Here is a 20675-nt window from a genome sequence, read left to right as displayed (position 1 = left end):
CAGACGCTTCCACACCAACACACAAGATGTTGATATGCTCCCTTTGCGGCCTCGCCCCCAAGGGGAATATGTAAGGAATTCTATAAAAGCATGAAGCACGCCAACGCCAACGAACCACGCTCGCCGCAGTTCAATCAATCGCTGGAGAAAGCGTTTTCTTTGCTTGAGCTGTTTGATGCTCAACACAGCGAACTCAGCCTTTCGGAAATCGCCAAGTATTCAGCGCTAAGCATGGGCTCGGTGCAACGCATCACCCACACGCTCGAGCAGCTCGGCTACCTAGTCAAAGCGCCCGCCAGCCGCAAATATCGGCTTGGCATCCGCCTGATGACCCTCTCCGCCAACTATCTAGAAGCCGACTTACTAGTCGATTGCGCCAACCCCTACCTCTCTGAATTGAGCAACAGCTGCCTGGAAACCGTGTCGCTGACCGAACCCTCCGGACTCGATATGATCTACATGGCCCGTTTTACCAGCCGCCATTACATTCCCATTCATATGCCGGTGGGCAGCAGCGTACCGATGTACTGCTCCGCCTCCGGTAGAGCGTATTTATCGGCGCTGGACGACACCCAGGTTCACGACTATTTAACCGCCTGTGAGCTAAAGGCCCATACGCCCAACACGATTACTAATATCGACACCCTTAGCGAGCTGATCCGTGAATGCCGCTTACGCGGGGTCGCCTGGAACGACGCTGAATACTTTCTTGGCGATATCAATATTGCCGCACCGATACGCAACGCCGCGGGTTTACCGGTTGCTGCCGTACACATCACCACGCCCAGCAGCCGCTGGACTCTCGACCGCGCCCTGGAACAGCTCGCGCCATCGTTAATGGAGTGCGCCCGCGCCATTACCAAAGCCGCTCGCATGCGTAGCTGATGGTAGTGATTAAGCCGAGTTTTTATTACACACCGGAACAACACAAACAGGCTCACACAAATTCTTTGAGCAATTAAAGGAACTGATTGATCGTGTCACTGCCGGACAATAGAGACTTCATTATGCAGAGGCGCTCATTTTGTACTAAGGTGGCTGTGCAACAGAAGTAGACCGGTCGATTAGGCGCCCTGGAGCTGGACGCTTTGACCCCACGTTGATCTATAGATAGGAGATCTTATGAGCAACAGCATCAAAACGACTAATCCCACCAATGGTGAAACCCTCGAAACCTATGCGCTAATGAGCAGCGCAGAAGCCAAGCAGGTAGTCGACGCCTGCTACGAGGCGTTTCTCGATTGGCGCTTAGAATCGCTGGAAAGCCGCGCTAAAACTGTCAAAGCTATTGGCCAAGCGATGCAAACGCATAAAGAAGAGCTTGCCGACCTGATGGTCAAAGAGATGGGCAAACTGCCTTCTCAGGCCCGCCAGGAAGTCGATCTTTGCACCGGCATCTGTGACTACACCGCTGAACATGGCCCCAAAAAGCTAGCCGACGAAGAGCGTCAGCCTGGCAATGGCGAGAGTGGTTTTATTACCTACTCACCGATGGGTGTGATCTACGGCATTCAGCCCTGGAACTTCCCTGCATATCAGGTGGTACGTTACTCCATCGCCAATATTATGGCGGGTAACGGCGTGCTGCTAAAACACGCTGAAAACGTGACTGGCAGCGGCCTGCTGTTGGAAAAGATCTACCGCGAAGCGGGTCTTCCGGAAAACGTTTTCCGTACGCTGGTAATCTCTCACGATATTTCTGATGAGGTGATTGCTCACTCTGCGGTACGTGGCGTAACCCTAACGGGTAGCGATGGCGCAGGTCGCAAAGTCGCGGGCAAAGCGGCTGAGTACCTTAAAAAGACCGTGCTTGAGCTGGGCTCTAACGACGCCTACCTGGTGCTTGATGACGCCGACATGGATGTCGCCATCGATACCTGCGTCCAGGGGCGCGTCTATAACGGCGGTCAAACCTGCGTCGCGGCCAAGCGTTTTGTGGTCACTGAAAAGAACTACGAAACGTTTAAAAAGCGCTATGTAGAACGTATGCAGTCGCTTAAAGCGGGTGACCCGACCCAAGAAGACAGCGACCTGGGCCCCATGGCTCGCGTGGATCTGCGCGATGATCTCCACGACCAAGTGGAAGAGAGCGTGCGCAAAGGAGCGAAGATTCTTTGCGGTGGCGAAAAGCCATCCGGTGAGGGCGCGTTTTACCCGGTCACCGTGCTGGATAACGTGACTCCCGGCCAGCCCGCTTACGACGACGAGCTGTTTGGCCCCGTCGCTGCGCTGATTCGTGCCAAAGATGACGAAGATGCCATGCGCATTGCCAACGACAGCCGTTACGGCCTGGGCGGTGGCATCATCTCTAAAGATGTGAAACGCGCCAGCGAGCTTGCCAGCAAGTACTTTGATACCGGCATGGTATTCATTAACGGCTTTGGTGTTGCGACACCGGAAATGCCTTTCGGCGGCGTTAAAAACTCCGGTTACGGTCGCGAGCACGGCGGCTTCGGCATGCACGAGTTCGTCAATGCCAAGTCGGTAATTGTCGTTCAAGAGTAAGGCAGTAAACGCTCAAAATCGTGAGCGATAACCAAGAGCGCCGCTAGCTTTGCATCAGGCTAGCGGCGCTTTTTTCGTTGCGAGCACTGTTACGAATTTAACTGTTGCCCAGAGGCTCGACGCTGCCACAGCTTTAGCCCAATCGCCATGACCACCCAGGTCACCAGCGCCGCAATCACATCGTCTAGCACAATGCCAAAACCGCCATTAACATACTCTGCCAGATGAATCGGCGGCGGCTTCAGCGCATCGAAAAAGCGGTAAACACCGAATGCCAGCGCCATAACCAGCGGATGGCGGGCGGCCTGCAACCCAATGACTGCCAGCGGAAACGCCACGTATTCATCGGCAACGATACTGCCATGATCCAACCCGGCGTAGTGCCAGGCAGCGACGTGGCAAACCGGTACGGCAAGTAGCAGCAGCGCTGCCATGATGGTGCCCTGTTGCACCAGCGGGCGGCTCAACAGCCACCACGCCAGGGGGATGCCCAGCAGCGAGCCAAAGGTACCTGGCGCCATCGGCGCTAGCCCCAGCCCAAAGCCGGTAGCTAGCCAAAAATTAATCGTATCCAGCATTAACCCGCCTGCTGCGCTTGACGCTCAAGTTCGGTGGTCATTTCTTTAGGCAAGTTAAGCGCACTGCCCAACTGATCAAGCCAGGCGCGCTCCATGGGGTTTTGATCATCTGTCACGGCCACGCTGATCAGGTACATTTCCCGGGCCGCTTGAGGGGAGTCTGCTTCGCGGGCCAGCGCCTGGGCATCCAGCGGCGCTTTTAGCTGCTGCTCCACCCAGTTATGCATCTCCTGGTCGGCGCCTAGGGCGTCAATCTGTTCAGTAATCAGCGCCTGCTCTTGCTCATCAATATGACCATCGGCCCGGGCGGCCATAATCATCGCCTGCAGTAGCTCAAGGCTACGGCGCTCTTGATACTCACCGCTAAGCACTTCTACCCGCTCGCCCTCTGAGGCATTTTGGGCCGTATTTTGCTGCTCATTGCCATTTTTTGCCGCTTGGGAGCTCTGCCACGCTTTCCACGCCAGTACGCCCACACCGGCAATGGTACCATATTTCAGCGCCTTGCCGCCCATGCTACGGCCGCGCTTGGAGCCAACTAGCATACCCATGGCACCGCCACCAAGCAGGCTTTTAACATCAAAGCCACTGGAAGAGCCGCCGCCTTGGCCGCTGCTGCCACCGCCTAGCTGGTTAGAGAGCCCGCTTAGCATGCCTTTAACATCGACACCACTGCTACTGCCGCCCTTCTGGCTACCGCCAGCTTGCTGCATCAGCTGCTGTAAAATCTTGCTCGCGTTCATCCTTGTACTCCTAAGTCAGTATTATCTTTAGAGCGATTGAGTCGATTCGTTCTCTTTATAAAACATTCTGTATGAACGCAGCATGAACTCACGCTGCCAGTCATTAATGGCTATTAAAAAAGTGCGCCCTTTACTTCCACCGAGCTCCCCTGACGGCTGGCACGCACTTCTATACGGACTGGCATCTGCTCTTTGAGTTCGCTGACATGGGAGATCACCCCAATCATGCGCCCGCCCATTTGCAGTTCGCTGAGCATGGCGATGGCTTGATCCAGCGCATCCTGGTCGAGGCTGCCAAAACCCTCATCGATAAATAGCGTATCCAGTTGAATGCCGCCAGCGTAAGCCTGCACTACGTCTGAGAGCCCCAATGCCAGCGAGAGCGCAGCCATAAACGACTCTCCGCCAGAAAGCGTCGCTACCGAGCGATTTTTACCGGTGTAGGTGTCGGCCACATCAAGCTCCAGGCCCGACGCTTTATTCCCTTTGGAGGGATCTTCCCGACGCACCAATTGATAGCGCCCGCGGCTCATGCGCACCAAACGCTCGGAGGCTTGAATCAATACGTCATCCAGCAACACACCCAGCACAAAGCGCTGCAGACTAATGCGGTGCCCGGTACGGCCATTAGCGACTTCGCTGAGCGTGCCCCAAAGCTGATACTGGGATTCGAGCTCTGCCTGCGCCGTGTGGGCAGTGGCAAGCTTTTGACGAATACCGCGCAGCGTCGTTAACCGCCCATCCAGCCCCCGCCACCCCTCTAGCTGGGTGTTCTCGTCTGCCTGAGCGACCTCGGTTGTCGCAGCTAGCGCGGCAAGATCCGGCGGTGTTTTGTCCGCAAGCTGGGTTTGGTAATTCTCCAGCGCGCCCTCAAGCTCGGCCAGGCGGCGTTGGTATGCCTCTACCTGGCGAGTCAACTCTTGCCGCTGGGTGTCATCCAACTGCGCAGCCTGAAACGCCGCCTCATCACCAAAGGGGCTGGCCTGCAGAGCGGTTTGCCATTCTGACTGGGCCCGCTGGAGCGAATGTTCGCTGCGTTCGATTCGTTCGTTCGCTCCGCGTAGCTGCTCTTCCGCCCGCGCCAGCTGGGTTTGGCTGGTCGATAGTGCCTGCTGGGCGCTCTCCCAGGCTTTTTCAAGCTGGGCGATTTGGTGTTCCAGCTCAGCAAGAGTTCGGCGCATTGCCTCAGGGTCACGGGCATCTTCCGGCAGCGATTGACTCAGCTGGTCACGCTGGCTCTCTAGGCGCAGCGCGTCCTCTTTGGCCTTTTCAATCTCGGGTCGCTGGGCTTTAAGCTGTTTATCCAGCGCCCCCCACTCGCGGCGCAGCGCATCCCGAGCGGCAGTTTGCTGGCTAATCTCACGCTCTACGCTTTCTCTGCGCTGAACTTGGCGGCGCAAGCCTTCGCAGGCATTTTGCAACTCAATCAGTGGCTGGCCAGCCCACTCGCCCAACTGCTGATTAAGCCGCTGGCCCTGCTCTGCGGTGTAGTTAATCTGCTGCTCAAGCTGGTGGTGATGGCGTTCGGCGCTCTGGCATGCCTGGCGAGCTTGCTCTTGCGCCGACCTGGCGTCTTCAACCTGCGCCTGGCTGACCACGTTTGCACTGTTGGCTGCTGGGGCTGGATGCTCCAGGCTGCCGCACACCGGGCAAGGCGCATCCTGTTCAAGGGTGAGCGCTAACAGCGCGGCCTGCCCCTGGTGCCAGCGCATCTCCTGCTCAGTAGCGTGGCGTTTCGCTCGTTCTGCTTCGTTTTGCAGGCGGTTGAGAGCCTCCACCGCCTGCTGCTGTTGTGTGGATAACTCCTGCCCCTGCCGGGAGAGTTCATCCAACTCTTGGCGCTGGGTCAGCAGGTTGTGATGGCGACTTAGCTCAGCGGGGGCGCTGGCTAGCTGCTGATACTCTGTTTGTAAACGCTCCAGATTCACGCCGATCGCTTCGCCCTGCTGACGAATGCTATCTAGCTGCGCCTCATCGCGCTTGAGTGCCACATCGGCTTGTTGCCAGGCGGCCTGCGCCGTTTGAAAACGCGCCTGCAGCTCGCTGAGCTGCTGACCTTTATGGATAAATTCACCCAGCTGGCGATGCCGTTCGCGCAGCGTAGGGAGCTCTAACTGACGCTGGCGTGAAACTTCTAGCGCCTGCTGGGCCTGTTCGGCGTTACTACGTTGAGTGGCTAACGCAGTTTCCGCCTGTCGCTGATCGGCCTGGGCGGCGATTAGCGTCTGCTGTGCTTGGTCTAGGGCAACTCTATGGGGGCGCAGCGCCTGGGCGTGGGTGCTTTGCGCTAAACGCTGCTGAGTGTTTTCTATATGAGCGTGCTGCTCAAGATGGCGAGTTTTATCCGCCGCAAGCGTATCCCGGGCCTCAAATTGACGCTGCAGCGCCAGCGCCTCATCGCGCTGTTTTTCGGCGCTACGGCGCTGCTGCTGGGCGGTTTCAAAGCGTTGCCGCGCTTGGTCTACCTGGGGTGTCAACGCTTCAAGCTCTTGCCCTAACGCGGCTTCGCTCTCAAGCTCCCCCCCGGCGAGAATGCCGCTGATATGCTGGCGATGGTCATTCACTGCCCGCTCGATTTGATTGGCCTGGGTGCGCAGACGCTCTTCGATACGCTGGAAAATCTGGGTTTGAAACAGTTGGGAAAAAATTACTTCACGCTCTTTAGAGCCTGCCAGCAGCAGTTCGCGGAACTTGCCCTGGGGTAACACCATCACCTGGCGGAACTGGTTGGCATCCAGGCCGATCAGGGTTTGCAACTCCGCGGTGGCGTCATTGACCTTGCGGGCCACCAGGCAGGTCTCCACCGCGCCATCCGCATTTAAGCGCCACAGCTGGGCTTCAGCGTTATGGGTAGTGGTTCCTTCACCGCGCGCTTTGGGGCGCTCCTGCTGGGGCACGCGGCGAACCCGGTAATCTTCACCACGTAGGCGAAAATCGAGCGTCACTTCCGTTAGCAAAGCAGCATCGGCCTGATCGCAGCGCATCTGCGCAGGATCACGCTCATTTCCCGTGGTCTGACCATAAAGCGCAAAACACAGCGCATCAAGAATCGAGCTTTTACCGGCGCCGGTAGGGCCATTAATCAGAAACAGCGGGCTTCTGCCCAGCGCGGTGAAATCGATGGTCTCACTGCCCGCAAAAGGCCCAAACGCCTGCATGGTGAGGGTTAACGGCGTCATCCTTGAACCTCATCGCACTGCAGCCGATTAATTAATTCTGCCATAGCGCTCGCCTGCTCATCGCTCATAGCCTCCCCGCTGGTTTGATTGAAGAAGTCGCTGAACATATCCAGGGCATCGAAGCGCAGCCGCTCGCGATCAAGCTGCTGATTGCCCCGAGCATCGAGCATGCCGGGCTTCTCCAGATGCAGCACGTTGGGATACACCTCACGCAGCTTGCCCATGGGGTCGAGGATAGCGTGGCGATCGGTAAGTCGCACCAGCAGGTAGTCGTCGGCATTGGCGTCCGTTCGCCCCTGGGCAATCAACGCCTCAATCTTGCCCTCTAGTACGCGCACTTCACGACTGGGTATGAGGGGTATCTGCTCGATCTGGGTGACGCCGCTCGCATCAATATCCACCAACGTCACGCCTTTACGCTGGCTGGCTTCGGAAAAGCTGTACTTGAGCAGTGAGCCGCAGTAGCGAATATGTTCGCCGCCGCGGTACTGGGGGCCGTGAAGGTGGCCAAGCGCCACATAGTCAAAGCCTTGCATAGGCTCCCAGGCCACACTTTCGGCGCCGCCCAGGGTCAGTGGGCGTTCAGAATCAGAAGCGCTACCGCCATCCACAAAGCAGTGGCTCATCAGTACGCAGGGGCGTGTGGGGTGGCGCTGCGCTTCGATGCGCTCAACCAGGTAGCGGTGGGCGCCGTCAAAGTCGCGCACCTCAACGTTAAACTGGCTGCGCACATGCTCGGGGTCAGCGTAGGGTATGCCAAACACATCCACCTCAACGCCCTTGATGGTCAGCGTTACTGGTGAGGCAAAATCGGCCAAGTCGGAAAGAATGTGCAGCCCGGCTTGACGCAGGTGGCGCGCACCGAAGCGAAGCCGCTCGGCGCCATCGTGGTTGCCCGAGATCATGATCACCGGCAGCTTACGCTCCTCGCAGAGCGCGTGGAGCACCTCATCCAGCAGGGTTACCGCCGCTGCAGGCGGCACCGAGCGGTCGTAGATATCGCCCGCAATCAGCACCGCATCGACGTTTTCGCGGTCGATTATCTCGATAAGTTGGTCGAGCACATGGCGCTGGTCATCCAGCAACGACAGGTTGTGGAACAGCCGCCCCAGATGCCAATCGGCGGTGTGAAGTAGACGCATAACAAGCTCAGCAAAAATAGTGTATCGGCATGATAACAACCCGACACGCTATCTACTCACAAAACTCCATTTCAGCATAAAAAAGCCCCGCACACGGGCGGGGCTAGGCGGCACTATAAAATCTTACTAACGACGGAAGGCGTCTGGGTAGCTTGTGAGGTCAACCCCCCACATAAGTGGCAGCATGAAATATACCGCCGCCACAATCAGCAGCATGGCGATGATGTTGATCCAGAAGCCGGTGCGCACCATCTCTAAAATTGTGATCTTACCTGTGGCGAAGATAATCGCGTTAGGCGGGGTACCTACAGGCAGCATAAAGGCACAGTTAGCAGCCATCGCGGCGGGCACCATCAGTACAAAAGGATGGATATCCAGCGCCAGTGCCAGTGACGCCAGCACCGGCAGAATCATGGTGGCCGTGGCGGTATTCGAGGTGATTTCGGTCAGGAACAGCACCATGCCGGTCGCCAGCAAGATTACTAGCAGGAAGTTAACACCTTCCAGCACGCTCATTTGCCCGCCAATCCACTCTGCTAGACCGGAAGAGCCAAAGCCTGCGGCAATCGCCAAACCACCCCCGAACAGCAGCAGGATTCCCCAGGGTACGTCTTTCGCTACGTCCCACCCCAGCAGGCAGCCACCCTTATTTTTGGAGGGAATCAAAAACAGCAGCAGCGCAGCGACAATCGCGATCATGGTGTCATTGATGCCGGGGATATTGATGATCTGGCCCTGCCACAAGAACGAGCGGGTGATCCACATAAAGGCCGCGAATAAAAACACCGCCAGCACCGCTTTCTCTTCGAAGCTGGTTTTACCCAACGCCGCTTTTTCTTTGTTTATGAGCTCTCGCCCACCCGGTAGGTGACTAAACTCGATGCGGAAAAACACCCGCGTTAGTAGTAGCCAAGTGCTAAACAGCAGCACCACTACCACAGGGAAAGCAAACATAAGCCAACCGGCAAAGGAAATCTCGATGCCAAACAGCTGATTCACAATCGCGGCAAGAATAATATTCGGTGGGGTCCCGATTAGCGTGCCCAACCCCCCAATGGTACCGCCGTAGCCGATACCAAAAATCAGCGCTTTGCTGAACTTATCGATTTCGGCACTGTGGTCGCCGTCACTTTTCGCCAGCTCTTGGCTCACCTGGTAGACAATAGCAGTACCAATGGGCAGCATCATCATCACCGACGCGGTGTTGGAGACCCACATCGACAAAAAGCCCGTCGCGGCCATAAAGCCAAAAACAATACTGTTAATACTGGTGCCCAGCACGGCAATAATCGACAGCGCGATACGCTTGTGGAGATCCCATCGCTCCATCGCCAGCGCGATTAAAAAACCGCCTAGAAATAGGAAAATAATCGGGTTGCCGTAAGCGGCGGTTACCGTATTGCCATCCAGCGCGCCGGTAATCGGCAGTAGCACAATGGGCAGCAACGAGGTCGCGGGAATAGGAATAGCTTCGGTGATCCACCATACGGCTACCCACAGGGTGGTGGCGAGCACCATGCGTCCTTCAAAGCTTAGGTCTTCGGGGTGAAAAAACATCACCACGAAAGCGAACAGCAACGGGCCAAGCAGCAGACCAATCTTCTGCGGAGTGGTGTAGGCAGGCGGCTTAGGTTGAGGGGAAGGATCACGCTTGGTATTCGAAGCCGAGGCGTTGGCGGCCCCGCCCGTAGGCAGCGCACACATCAATAGGTTTTTGGCTTGGTAGTGGGAATCCCATAGCTGGTTCCACACCGTCGTCAGGGCAGTTATATGCATATAATTAGCGGCCACTTATTTGGTCAGGGTTAAAAAAAGAGGACGAAGATAGCCTCCTGGCAAAGGAGCCACCCTAAGCAAAATGCTGAGCCTCCTTTGGCGCTCTTTATAACTGCAATAGGCAATTAGTCCAGTGAATTGCTCATATTTAAAACTAAAGTCTAACAACTTTAGTTTAACTATTAGCAGATGCTAACAGTGACATAAGCATATGAACTACGTACGTTGTCGCTATTATTAACCTAATTCCCCCCTGCCTGTTGAGGAGAACCACGTGCTTGATCGCTGGACAATGCCGCTTACCCAACGCCCCTTGAGACGCATCGCACAGACGTTACTGAATAAACGCATCACCCCCGACCAAGTGACGCTTAGTGCTTTTGCGTTGGGTATAACGGCCTTGCCTCTGCTGGCATGGGAGCAGTACGGGCTCGCGCTGGTGGTGATTGTGCTTAACCGCCTGGGCGACGGTATTGATGGCGCCCTGGCACGCTTAGCGGGTCGCGCAAGCGACGCAGGCGGGTTTCTGGATATTGGGCTCGATTTTGTTTTCTATGCCGCCGTGGTGCTGGGTTTTGCATTGGCTAATTCCAGCCAGAACGCCCTCGCCGCTGCGCTGCTGCTATTTGCCTTTATTGGTACAGGCACCTCGTTTCTAGCCTTTGCCATTGCCGCCAAGCAGCAAGCCATCGAGCGCCCTCACTTTCCCAACAAGGCGTTCTACTATTTGGAGGGATTAACCGAAGGCACCGAAACCGTGCTGGCGCTAGTGATATTTTGCGTATTCCCTGAACACTTTCCCATTTTGGCTACGCTCTTTTCTATTGCCTGTCTTATCACGACGGCAACCCGGCTGTGGGGAGGATACTGGACACTGCGCAGGCATGAAGCAGGCTAGATGCCCGAGGTGGTACCACTGTATTAACGTATTAACGCTATCCAAGCAGCTCATACAACCTGCATAAGCGCAGAGAAAAAGCGCAATGTGTGCTAGCGCACGGACAAAATCTCACATCACGACCATCGTTCTGGTAAGGAAGCATCGTTGGTGCGCCGAGGTGCACTCTCACCAGGATGGAATCTGTGAAACAACTTCTCCGTTTTGTGCGTCCGCACCCTACGTTTGCAGCGCCGTGGAACTCGACTACCCCCGTCAGGGAAGAGCTCTTCAGCGCAGAGCGACTTGAACAGCACGCAGGCAGTTTGGCGCTTAACCAAGCAGTGACCAGCACGCCACCCAAAGTAGTATCGTTAACACGACGGCTCAACGATAACGCGCACGCCCTGCTGGACGTTTACCGCGCCAGCTCCACAGCGCTGGCAGGTGGGCGAGAAATTGTGCCCGCTGCCGCCTGGCTGCTCGATAATTACCACCTCATTGAAGCGCAAATTCGTGAAATACGCAGCGACCTTCCCCCCGGTTATTACCGCCAGCTACCCAAGTTAGCCAACGGGCCTTTTGCGGGCTACCCGCGGGTATTCGGTATCGCATGGGCCTTTGTGGCGCACACCGACAGCCATATCGACCAGGAGAATTTGCAGAATTTTATCACCGCGTATCAACGCGTTCAGCCACTGACCATTGGCGAACTATGGGCAGTGGCAATCACGCTTCGCATTGTGCTGATTGAGAACCTGCGCCGACTTGCCGACCAAATTATCAGCGAACAAACAGCAAGGGACGAAGCCGATGCATTGGCCGCTAAATGGTTAACGCCCACCGACCGGCAAACCTCCCAGGAACGTCATACCTTTCACCTGGAAACCAGCACCCTTAATATTCATAAAGGGCCGCTAGCAGAGCCCTTCACTGCGCAGCTCGCTAAGCGGCTACGCGGCTTAGACCCACGCTGCAGCCCGCTGGTAGGTTGGCTAAACGAGCAGCTTAGCCAGCAGGGTGAAAGTATTGACGACATGGTTCAGCACGCTCAGCAGCGCCAAGGCGCCGCCAACGTCACCGTGCGCAATGTCATCACCAGCATGCGCTTCGTTTCCAGCATCGACTGGGCCGAGCTGTTTGAGAGCGTTAGTTTGGTGGATAGGCGATTACGTCAGCAGAGCCACTTTAGCCAGCTCGATTTCCCCACTCGCAATCAGTACCGCAGCGCCATAGAGCAACTTGCCCGTGGCTCTCGTTTCAGCGAGCTTGAGGTAGTCGAAGCGGCGCTCTCACTCTCCCTCCAGGCAGCGGCTGGCACCAGCGACCCGGCCGAAGCTGCACGCCGGGGAGACCCAGGCTATTTCTTGGTTGGCGCAGGTCGTTTAACCCTTGAGCGCCAAGTTCAGTTCACCCCCTCCTCCCGTCATTGGCTGCGCCGTACGCTTATTCATCACGGTATTCGTAGCTATATCGTATTGATGGCGGTGGTCACACTGACCCTGATGACGCTGGCCGGTGGGCTACTGCTTTCGTTGCCGCTGGCGATAGGCGACGTGCCGTTACCTTGGCTCATGCTCTTGGGAGCGTTCGGTTTCCTGCCCATTATGGAAGTCGCAACACTGATCGTTAACCGCCTGATTATCTACTCTATCGACGCTCAGCCGCTGCCAGGTCTCGACCTTGCCAAAGGGGTTCCACCCCAGCTACGAACCCTTGTGGCTGTACCTACACTGCTGACCAGCGAAGAAGACCTGCGCGAACAGATTGAGCGCCTTGAAGTGCACCACTTATCCAGCGGTGAGGGGGCGCTTAGCTATGCGCTACTACTCGACGGCGTGGATGCCTCTCAAGCGGAACTACCCCATGAGACCGCGCTGTTAACAGCTGCTCAGGCAGCGTTCGAGCAGTTAAATAAGCGTTACTGTCCTCTCGCTCTCAACAGCGATAAGCGTTTCTTTTTGCTCCATCGGCGGCGGGTATTTAACCCCAGCGAAAATACCTGGATGGGCTGGGAGCGTAAGCGGGGCAAGCTGCACGAGCTGAACCGCTTGCTACGTGGCGCCACGGACACCACCTTTATCGACCCGCCACCGCTACCCAGCGACGTACGCTACGTGATCACCCTGGATGCCGATACCCGTCTACCGCGAGGCGCGGCCAGCCGTTTGGTCGGTAAAATGGCGCATCCGTTAAACCAGCCACGACTGGATCATCAGCAATGCCGAGTCGTGGAGGGATATGCGATCTTGCAGCCTCGCGTTACTCCTTCGCTGCCCACGGGGGGCGAAGGCTCCATCTACCAGCGGCTATTCTCCGCGCCAGGAGGCATCGACCCCTACGCCGCCGCTATTTCAGATCTCTATCAGGACCTGGTCGGCGAAGGCTCGTTCGCCGGTAAAGGTATTTACGCGGTTGATGCCTTTGAAGCGTCGCTGGCTGGCCGGGTGCCCGACAATAGCCTGCTCAGCCACGATTTGTTCGAGGGTGTGTTTGCCCGTGCGGGACTCGCCTCCGATATCGAAGTGATTGAAGACTTCCCGGCCCGCTATGATGTCGCCGCCAAGCGTCAGCACCGCTGGACACGCGGCGACTGGCAACTGCTCCCCTGGCTAATCGCACCTGCGCTGCCGCTCACCGGGCGCCTGAAAATGCTCGGCAACCTGCGCCGCTCGGTGACGCCGCCGTTAGTCCTGGCAAGCCTTGCCGTTAGCTGGCAGATGCCGCTGAGCATGGCCATCACCAGCACACTGCTATTATTGGCCGTTGTCGGTGCACCGGTGTTACTTTCCTTAACGGCCTCATTCGTTCCCTTCCGGGCGTGGTCTAGAGTACGCCACCACTACCACCTTTGGTTTGACGAACTAAAGCTGGGTAGCGCGCAAATGCTGCTAATGATCCTGTTTTTGCCTGACCAGGCGTGGCGCATGCTGGATGCCATCGCCAGAACGCTCGTCCGTGTTCTGGTCACCCACAGGCGTCTACTGGAGTGGACATCTGCTGCCCAGTCGATGAAAAGCCCGCCGCTGACCGTACTGGGATTCTATCAGCGCATGGCACCCGGTACCGCACTGGGGCTAGCGGTGGTTATCAGTGCGCTCTGGACAGCCAGTCACACATGGCCCATCACACTGCCCATGGCGCTGCTTTGGTTGGCGGCACCAGCAGTGGCGTCGTGGTTAAGCAGCAGCACAAGCGCCATTGTCCAACCCATCATCTCCGAAGAAGAAGCCCTTGAGCTAAGGGTTATTGCTCGGCGAACCTGGCGCTATTTCGAAACCTTCGTGACCGCCACCGATAACCGCTTACCGCCGGATAACTTTCAGGAGGATCCTCAGCCCGCCCTCGCCCAGCGCACCTCGCCAACCAATATGGGGCTCTATCTACTTTCCACCCTAGCAGCTCGGGATTTCGGCTGGATTGGCACCCATGGGACGCTTGAGCGGCTTGAAACAACCTTAAGCGTAATGCTGGGACTACCCCGCTATCGTGGGCACTTCTATAACTGGTACGCCACCCACGACCTGAGCCCGCTTAACCCCCGCTATGTGTCAACGGTGGATAGCGGCAACCTTGCAGGACACCTTATCGCGATCGCCAATGCCTGCGAAACCTGGCTGGAGAAAGGCTATTTAGCTGACCCTCGCGTAGGCATTGCCGACACACTAAACCTGGCCCGTCAGACACTTAAGCAAGCGTCAACCTTGTCTGAACAGCTCACAGTTCAGCTTAGCGTGCAGTTGGAAGTCATAGACGCTCAGTTGAAGAGCGAAGAGATGTCGTCGGTAAGCTTGGCAAATATCGCCGCGTTGACGGATAGCACGTTAACGCTGGCGCGCACTTCTCTTAACGAACATAGCGATCCATACAGCGAAGACCTGCTGTTTTGGTTGCAAGCCTTGCACGCTTCGGTGACGCAACACTGCCATGACCGAGAAACCCAGCCCAACCTTGAAGAGGGTCCACTCGCCCTACGCCTGCAACAGCTTGCGGACTCTGCGCGACGCTTGGCATTGGGCATGGATTTCGCCTTTCTGCTCGATAGCGAGCGCCAACTGCTGTCGATCGGCTACTCGCTGGATGACAACTGCCTGGATACCAGCTGCTACGACCTGCTGGCCTCCGAGGCGCGTCTGGCTAGCCTGTTTGCGATTGCCAAAGGCGATATTCCCACCCGCCACTGGTTCAAGCTTGGCCGCGCAGCCACCCCCGTTACCTTTGGCTCGGCGCTGATCTCCTGGTCGGGATCGATGTTTGAGTACCTGATGCCGTCACTGGTGATGCGCGCCCCAGGAGGCAGCCTGCTTGAGCAAACCAACCGACTGATGGTGAAACGCCAAGAGACCTACGCCGCCCAGCTCTCCGCACCCTGGGGTATTTCCGAATCTGCTTATAACGCCCGTGATCGGGAATTCACCTATCAATACTCTAATTTTGGGGTGCCAGGATTGGGGCTCAAACGGGGACTATCTGCCGATCTGGTGATCGCGCCCTACGCCACTGGATTAGCCGCCATGGTTGACCCCAGTGGCGCCTGTCGCAACTTCAAGCGCATGGCGGAGATGGGTGCAGTAGGCCGCTATGGCTTCTATGAAGCGCTCGATTTCACCCGTTCGCGGCTACCCGCCGGTGAGAAAGTGGTGATTGTGCGCAGCTTTATGGCCCACCACCAGGGCATGACCATCGCGGCCATCGCTAACACACTGCACCACGGCCAGATGCGTGCTCGCTTTCACCGCGAGCCGATGATTCAAGCCAGCGAACTGCTGCTCCAAGAGCGGGTTCCACGTAACGTGGCGATTGCCCACCCCCGCGCTGAAGAGGTGAAGTCAAACGCGAGCCAGATGATTAACGAAGCACAAACCATTCGCCGCGTTGCAACGGCGGCCAGTGGCCCGCCCGTTACTCATTTACTCTCGAACGGCTGCTACTCGGTGATGCTAACCGCCACCGGCAGCGGCTATAGCAGATGGCGCAACGTTGCCATTAGCCGCTGGCAGCCGGATGCCACCCGCGACCACTTAGGCAGCTTTATTTTTCTGCGCGACACCCGGCATCCCGGCGTGTGGACAGCCACGGGGCAAACGGCGGCACACCCAGCCGGTGCAACCGATGAGCACAGCCATGTCATATTTACCGAGGATTATGCACGCTACAGCCATCGTCACGACGATATCACCAGCCATATGGAGGTGCTGGTTTCCGGCGAAGACGACAGCGAAGTTCGCCACCTTTCGCTCACTAACAGCGGCCGTCACGCCCGGGACATCACGATCACCTCCTATCTAGAATTAGTCTTGACCGCTCCCAGCACCGACAATGCGCACCCTGCGTTTGCCAAAATGTTTGTGGTCACCGAGTACCTGGAAGTCTTCAACGCCTTGATCGCCACAAGGCGACGGCGCTCACCCGATGAAGAGGATGTGTGGGCGGCTCACTTTGCGGTGGTAGAAGGTGATACCGTGGGCGAGCTGGAGTTCGAGACTGACCGGGCCCGGTTTTTAGGCCGCGGCCGAAGTACCCTGCACGCCTCTGCGCTGGCAGAGGGCCAGCACCTATCGAGCAGTGTTGGCAGCGTGCTGGACCCTATTTTTGCACTGCGCTACTGCCTGCGCGTGGCCCCGGCAAAGCGGCCCGCATCGCTTACTGGACAGTGGTCGCCTCCTCCCGTGAGGCGCTGATGGATCTGATCGATAAACACCACGACCGCAGTGCGTTTGTGCGCGCCAAGACCCTCGCCTGGACACAAGCCCAGGTGCAACTTCGCCATTTAGGCATTCAGCCTGAAGAAGCCGCCGACTTTCAGCGTCTGACCGCACCCATTCTTTACCCTGACGCCCGCTTTAGAGCGTCCTCCGAGGCCATTGAGCGTGGTGCCGGCCCACAGTCGCGGCTCTGGCAACACGGCATTTCCGGCGATCTGCCGATTATTCTGCTGCGTATCGATAGCATTGATGACATTGGCCAAGTACGCCAACTGCTGCGTGCCCACGAATATTGGCGCATGAAGCGGCTAGGCGTGGACGTGGTGATTATTAATGAGCGCTCCTCCTCCTATATTCAGGATCTGCAGCAGGCCATTGAAACCGCGGTGCTTAGCAGCCAAACACAGCCACGTCTTAAAAAGGATTTCGCTCAGGGTGCCGTGATTGCATTGCGGGCCGACCTAATAAGCCTAGAAGTGCGCACACAGCTTCAGTCGATCGCCTGCATTGCATTAATGGCCCATCGCGGCAGCATCGCCAATCAATTAGCCCTGACGCTGCCTACACGCCTCGCCACAACACCACCCCAAGCGTTGGTCAAACGCCCCCTACCCAGACACACTCCGCACAATGCAAGCGAAACGCCACTCCCAGCGCTTGAGTTTTTTAATGGATTAGGCGGCTTTGCCTTGGATGGCCGTGAGTATGTAACGGTACTTGAGTCAGGCAGCTCCACGCCCGCCCCGTGGATAAACGTGATTGCCAACGCAGGCTTCGGCTTTCAGGTATCGGCAGAAGGAGCGGGCTATGTATGGGCGGATAACAGCCGCGAAAACCAGCTGACAGCGTGGTCAAACGACCCTGTGGTGGATCCGAGTGGCGATGTGATCTATGTTCGCGATGAAGAGTCGATGGCACTCTACACCGCCACTGTCCGCCCTTTTCGGGACCATGGCCGCTACATAGCGCGGCATGGCTTCGGCTATAGCCAGTTCGAGCATCAGGTGGATGGGATTGCCCTGGAGCTGCTGCACTTCGTGCCGTTAGAAGACCCGCTTAGGATTTCGAGGCTACGCCTTAGCAATCACTCCGGGCGGCCACGCAAGCTCTCCGTCACGGCTTATGCCGAGTGGGTGCTGGACACGTCGCGCAGCGGCTCGGCGCCTTTTCTGATCTCACACCCCGATGCCGACAGCGGCGCGCTGCTGGTTGAGAACCCCTGGAATATAAATTTCCCTGGCCGGGTGGCGTTTCTGGATATCGGTGCTCAGCCTGCTTCCTGGACGGCTGACCGCTGCGAATTTATTGGCTACGGCGGCAGCCTGGCAGCCCCAGCGGGGCCGCGCAGCCAGGCTCCGCTTTCCGGCACTCATGGTGCGGGGTTGGACCCCTGCGCCGCGCTCAACCGCGGCGTAACGCTGGCGGCAGGTGAAAGCGTCGATATCGTTGTATTGATGGGTCAAATCAGCTCAACCGCTGAAGCCAAAGCGCTGATTGCGCGGTATCGTCAGGCGGATATTGACGCCGAGTTAGCCACGGTGACTGCGCACTGGCAAACGCAGCTTAACGCGATACAAGTAACCACTCCTGACCGCGCCATGGACATCATGCTCAACGGCTGGCTGATGTACCAAACCATTGCCTGCCGCATCACCGCGCGCTCCGGGTTCTACCAAGCCAGCGGCGCCTATGGCTTCCGCGACCAGCTACAGGACGGCATGGCATTAACCTTCACCAGCCCCAAAACCACTCGCCAACACCTGCTGCGCGCTGCCTCCCGCCAGTTTGTCGAAGGTGATGTCCAGCATTGGTGGCTGCCCCACTCCGGCCAAGGGGTGCGTACGCGTATTTCCGATGACCGGGTCTGGCTGGCCTATGCCTGCGCCCGCTATATTGCCACCTCCCACGACACCGCCGTACTGGACGAGCCGGTGAGCTTTCTGGAAGGTGCCGAATTAGCACCCGGCGAGCACGACTGTTTTTTCCAACCAATGATCGCAGGGGAGACCGCCTCGCTGTTTGAACACTGCGCACGCGGCTTGGATCAGAGCATTGAGCTTACCGGCAAGCACGGCTTACCGTTGATCGGTGGCGGAGATTGGAACGATGGTATGAACCGCGTTGGCGAAGCAGGCGAAGGCGAAAGCGTGTGGCTTGGCTGGCTGCTGGTGCATACCCTGGAACTGTTTCTACCCTATGCCCAGCAGCACGAAAAACAAGCGGCTACTGACTCAACCGCACTGGACTCAGCCACAGTTGGCACTCCTCGCGCCGAGCGTTGGCGTGCCCATATCACTGCGTTGCGCAGTGCGCTGGAAAGCAACGCTTGGGATGGCCAGTGGTACCGCCGGGCGACCTTCGATGACGGCAGTTGGCTGGGCAGCAAAGAGAGCGACGCCTGCCAAATTGACTCGATTGCCCAGACCTGGGCGGTACTCTCGGGGGCAGCTGAGCCCCACCGTGCGGCGCGCGCCATGGAGTCACTGGAACGCGAGCTGGTCAGGCCCGATGAGAAGCTTGCACTGCTGTTTTGGCCCCCCTTCGATCAGCCCCAGCGCGACCCTGGCTATATAGGCGGCTACCCACCCGGCATGCGCGAAAACGGTGGGCAATATAGCCACGCCGCGATGTGGGCGATTCTTGCTTTTGCCAAACTCGGCGAAGGCAGCAAAGCGCATGCGCTTTTTGCGCTACTCAACCCGATCAATCATGCCCGCACCGCCGAAGAAGTCGCGCGTTATCAGGTCGAACCCTATGTGGTCGCCGCGGATGTCTATTCCGTTGCGCCTCACACGGGGCGTGGCGGCTGGACCTGGTACACGGGCTCAGCGGGTTGGATGTACCGTGCCGGTATTGAGGGCATTCTGGGCATACGTAGAGAGGGTGGCTGGCTGGTAATTGCCCCTTGCCTCCCCCACGACTGGCCAGGTTTTAGCGCAACGCTGAGCATTGCCGCCACGGAATACGCGGTTAAAGTCACCACCACCGATGAAGCGCCCAGCGCGCAGCTTGATGGCCGAATACTGACGCGCCAGCAAGGCGAAGTGCGCATTCCATTGGATGGCAAACAGCACCAGTTAGAGGTATTTATCAAGCCAAATATAACCGCGGAGCAATAGTCATTTACCGCATGTTTTTCGCATTTGCTTCTCACTCACGGCTATATTAAGCTCGACTGTGTACCACACAGGTATCATTCAAATTCAGGCGGTTAACCCAGGTTAACCGCCGTCCCATTCGCAATCACACGGAGCCGTGATATGCATAACGAAACGTCAAACGACCTTTCCCAGGCGGGCCTTCACATCGCCATACAAGACATCAAGGATGAACTATTCGACACTCCCGAGTGCGACTACGCCATTGCTCAACTACTTACCCGCTGGGGCCAGGCTGAACAAGCCGAGCAGTTGCTGGATGAGATGCTGTTGAAGTGGGGCACGTCACCCGAGGTGCTTGCTTTAACCCAGCGCGGGTATACCGAGATGGTTGGCAGCAGTGAGTTATTTGCGGATAACGACGAAACCATGCCCAAGCCGCAAAAAACTGCGCCAGCGAACTTAGAGGTGGTAGCGGCCTGATCTAAAGGCTTGATAGCCAAGGCAACGAACATCATCTATCAATGCCGCTTACGCGGCGGGGGCATTTTTATTACATCAATGCAGGCGTTAGTCCAAGTGATCCAGCGTGACGATAATGTCTTGTGTTGAGACATCCACGTTCCAGAAGGTATAGCTGTCGTTATCTTCATCGACGAGACGAATATCGAAGTAGGGATTTGTATACCCTGTTAAGTTAACTCGATGGGTATCGGTGTTCATCAATACGTCACTGCCTAACACGTCCTCTTCCCAACTTTTTGAGTTCCCTGGGCTTACGTACATGTAGAAAATGGTGTAACCCGTTCGGTTGGTGATATCTACATAGTAGTCAGCGGCCATCGCTAGCGATGAAGCACATAGCGCGACAATCGCTATTAACAATGTTCGGATAGGCATTGGAAAGATCTCTGAATTTTTTATAAGTAAACAACAACGTGATGACTAAGTAAAGTTGTGTACTTATGTTCAACTGCAGTTGCTTTTCATAGTCTGCGAGTTTTTTTACCCCGTCACCCGCTGCATACCCGTAGCTGATAGAATACCGCCCCTTTCAGGCACGTCAGCGGCC

Annotated in this window: 12 protein-coding genes; 6 read left to right on the top strand and 6 right to left on the bottom strand. The window is 57.1% G+C overall.

Going from position 1 to position 20675, the window contains the following annotated elements; translation table 11 throughout:
* Positions 1–90 precede the first annotated feature (90 nt).
* A complete protein-coding gene (locus KO116_RS06635) occupies positions 91–885 on the top strand; it encodes an IclR family transcriptional regulator (protein WP_035559844.1) in 795 nt (264 codons plus the stop codon).
* 237 nt (positions 886–1122) lie between these two features.
* Positions 1123–2505, top strand: coding sequence for an NAD-dependent succinate-semialdehyde dehydrogenase (locus KO116_RS06630; RefSeq protein ID WP_035559843.1), 1383 nt, complete (start codon positions 1123–1125; stop codon positions 2503–2505).
* A gap of 89 nt (positions 2506–2594) precedes the next feature.
* Here KO116_RS06630 and KO116_RS06625 read toward each other — a convergent pair whose 3' ends face one another.
* The 5 genes from KO116_RS06625 to KO116_RS06605 all read right to left on the bottom strand — a co-directional run bounded on the left by KO116_RS06625 (position 2595) and on the right by KO116_RS06605 (position 9923).
* Complete coding sequence (locus KO116_RS06625) at positions 2595–3083, bottom strand: phosphatidylglycerophosphatase A family protein (RefSeq protein ID WP_035559841.1); 489 nt, start codon at positions 3081–3083, stop codon at positions 2595–2597.
* Positions 3083–3826, bottom strand: coding sequence for a tellurite resistance TerB family protein (locus KO116_RS06620; protein WP_035559839.1), 744 nt, complete (start codon positions 3824–3826; stop codon positions 3083–3085). The genes KO116_RS06625 and KO116_RS06620 overlap by 1 nt, the downstream gene beginning before the upstream one ends.
* A 113-nt stretch (positions 3827–3939) precedes the next feature.
* Positions 3940–7005, bottom strand: coding sequence for an AAA family ATPase (locus KO116_RS06615; RefSeq protein WP_035559838.1), 3066 nt, complete (start codon positions 7003–7005; stop codon positions 3940–3942).
* Complete coding sequence (locus KO116_RS06610; RefSeq protein ID WP_035559835.1) at positions 7002–8147, bottom strand: exonuclease SbcCD subunit D; 1146 nt, start codon at positions 8145–8147, stop codon at positions 7002–7004. The genes KO116_RS06615 and KO116_RS06610 overlap by 4 nt, the downstream gene beginning before the upstream one ends.
* Before the next feature lie 126 nt (positions 8148–8273).
* The gene (locus KO116_RS06605; protein ID WP_035559832.1) at positions 8274–9923 is read right to left on the bottom strand and encodes a DASS family sodium-coupled anion symporter; all 1650 of its coding nucleotides are present in this window, start codon (positions 9921–9923) and stop codon (positions 8274–8276) included.
* A 274-nt stretch (positions 9924–10197) separates the two neighbouring features.
* Here KO116_RS06605 and KO116_RS06600 point away from each other — a divergent pair, with 274 nt between their 5' ends.
* The 4 genes from KO116_RS06600 to KO116_RS06590 all read left to right on the top strand — a co-directional run bounded on the left by KO116_RS06600 (position 10198) and on the right by KO116_RS06590 (position 20086).
* Positions 10198–10821 carry a CDP-alcohol phosphatidyltransferase family protein gene (locus tag KO116_RS06600; RefSeq protein WP_035559829.1) on the top strand — a complete coding sequence of 208 codons (624 nt, stop codon included), beginning with the start codon at positions 10198–10200 and terminating at the stop codon, positions 10819–10821.
* 185 nt (positions 10822–11006) lie between these two features.
* Entirely contained in the window at positions 11007–16481 is a 5475-nt protein-coding gene (locus KO116_RS25710) for a glucoamylase family protein (protein WP_235272518.1), read from the top strand.
* On the top strand, positions 16481–19624 hold the full coding sequence (locus tag KO116_RS25705) for a GH36-type glycosyl hydrolase domain-containing protein (protein ID WP_235272517.1): 3144 nt from the start codon (positions 16481–16483) through the stop codon (positions 19622–19624). The genes KO116_RS25710 and KO116_RS25705 overlap by 1 nt, the downstream gene beginning before the upstream one ends.
* A 141-nt stretch (positions 19625–19765) precedes the next feature.
* Positions 19766–20086 carry a hypothetical protein gene (locus tag KO116_RS06590; RefSeq protein WP_052703734.1) on the top strand — a complete coding sequence of 107 codons (321 nt, stop codon included), beginning with the start codon at positions 19766–19768 and terminating at the stop codon, positions 20084–20086.
* Positions 20087–20173: 87 nt separating this feature from the next.
* Here KO116_RS06590 and KO116_RS06585 read toward each other — a convergent pair whose 3' ends face one another.
* Positions 20174–20503, bottom strand: a complete 330-nt coding sequence (locus tag KO116_RS06585) for a hypothetical protein (RefSeq protein ID WP_035559823.1) — start codon at positions 20501–20503, stop codon at positions 20174–20176.
* Positions 20504–20675: the final 172 nt, after the last annotated feature.

The organism is Halomonas sp. KO116, from assembly GCF_000734975.2.
GTDB lineage: Bacteria > Pseudomonadota > Gammaproteobacteria > Pseudomonadales > Halomonadaceae > Vreelandella > Vreelandella glaciei.
The sequence above is the reverse complement of the archived record's forward strand: the minus strand, read 5'-3'. Positions and strand labels throughout refer to the sequence as shown.

Bases quoted from the DNA above. Each gene is read 5' to 3' on its own strand.
- KO116_RS06635 (WP_035559844.1), top strand. From the start codon at position 91: ATGAAGCACGCCAACGCCAACGAACCACGCTCGCCGCAGTTCAATCAA.
- KO116_RS06630 (WP_035559843.1), top strand. From the start codon at position 1,123: ATGAGCAACAGCATCAAAACGACTAATCCCACCAATGGTGAAACCCTC.
- KO116_RS06625 (WP_035559841.1), bottom strand. From the start codon at position 3,083: ATGCTGGATACGATTAATTTTTGGCTAGCTACCGGCTTTGGGCTGGGG.
- KO116_RS06620 (WP_035559839.1), bottom strand. From the start codon at position 3,826: ATGAACGCGAGCAAGATTTTACAGCAGCTGATGCAGCAAGCTGGCGGT.
- KO116_RS06615 (WP_035559838.1), bottom strand. From the start codon at position 7,005: ATGACGCCGTTAACCCTCACCATGCAGGCGTTTGGGCCTTTTGCGGGC.
- KO116_RS06610 (WP_035559835.1), bottom strand. From the start codon at position 8,147: ATGCGTCTACTTCACACCGCCGATTGGCATCTGGGGCGGCTGTTCCAC.
- KO116_RS06605 (WP_035559832.1), bottom strand. From the start codon at position 9,923: ATGCATATAACTGCCCTGACGACGGTGTGGAACCAGCTATGGGATTCC.
- KO116_RS25705 (WP_235272517.1), top strand. From the start codon at position 16,481: ATGGATCTGATCGATAAACACCACGACCGCAGTGCGTTTGTGCGCGCC.
- KO116_RS06590 (WP_052703734.1), top strand. From the start codon at position 19,766: ATGCATAACGAAACGTCAAACGACCTTTCCCAGGCGGGCCTTCACATC.
- KO116_RS06585 (WP_035559823.1), bottom strand. From the start codon at position 20,503: ATGCCTATCCGAACATTGTTAATAGCGATTGTCGCGCTATGTGCTTCA.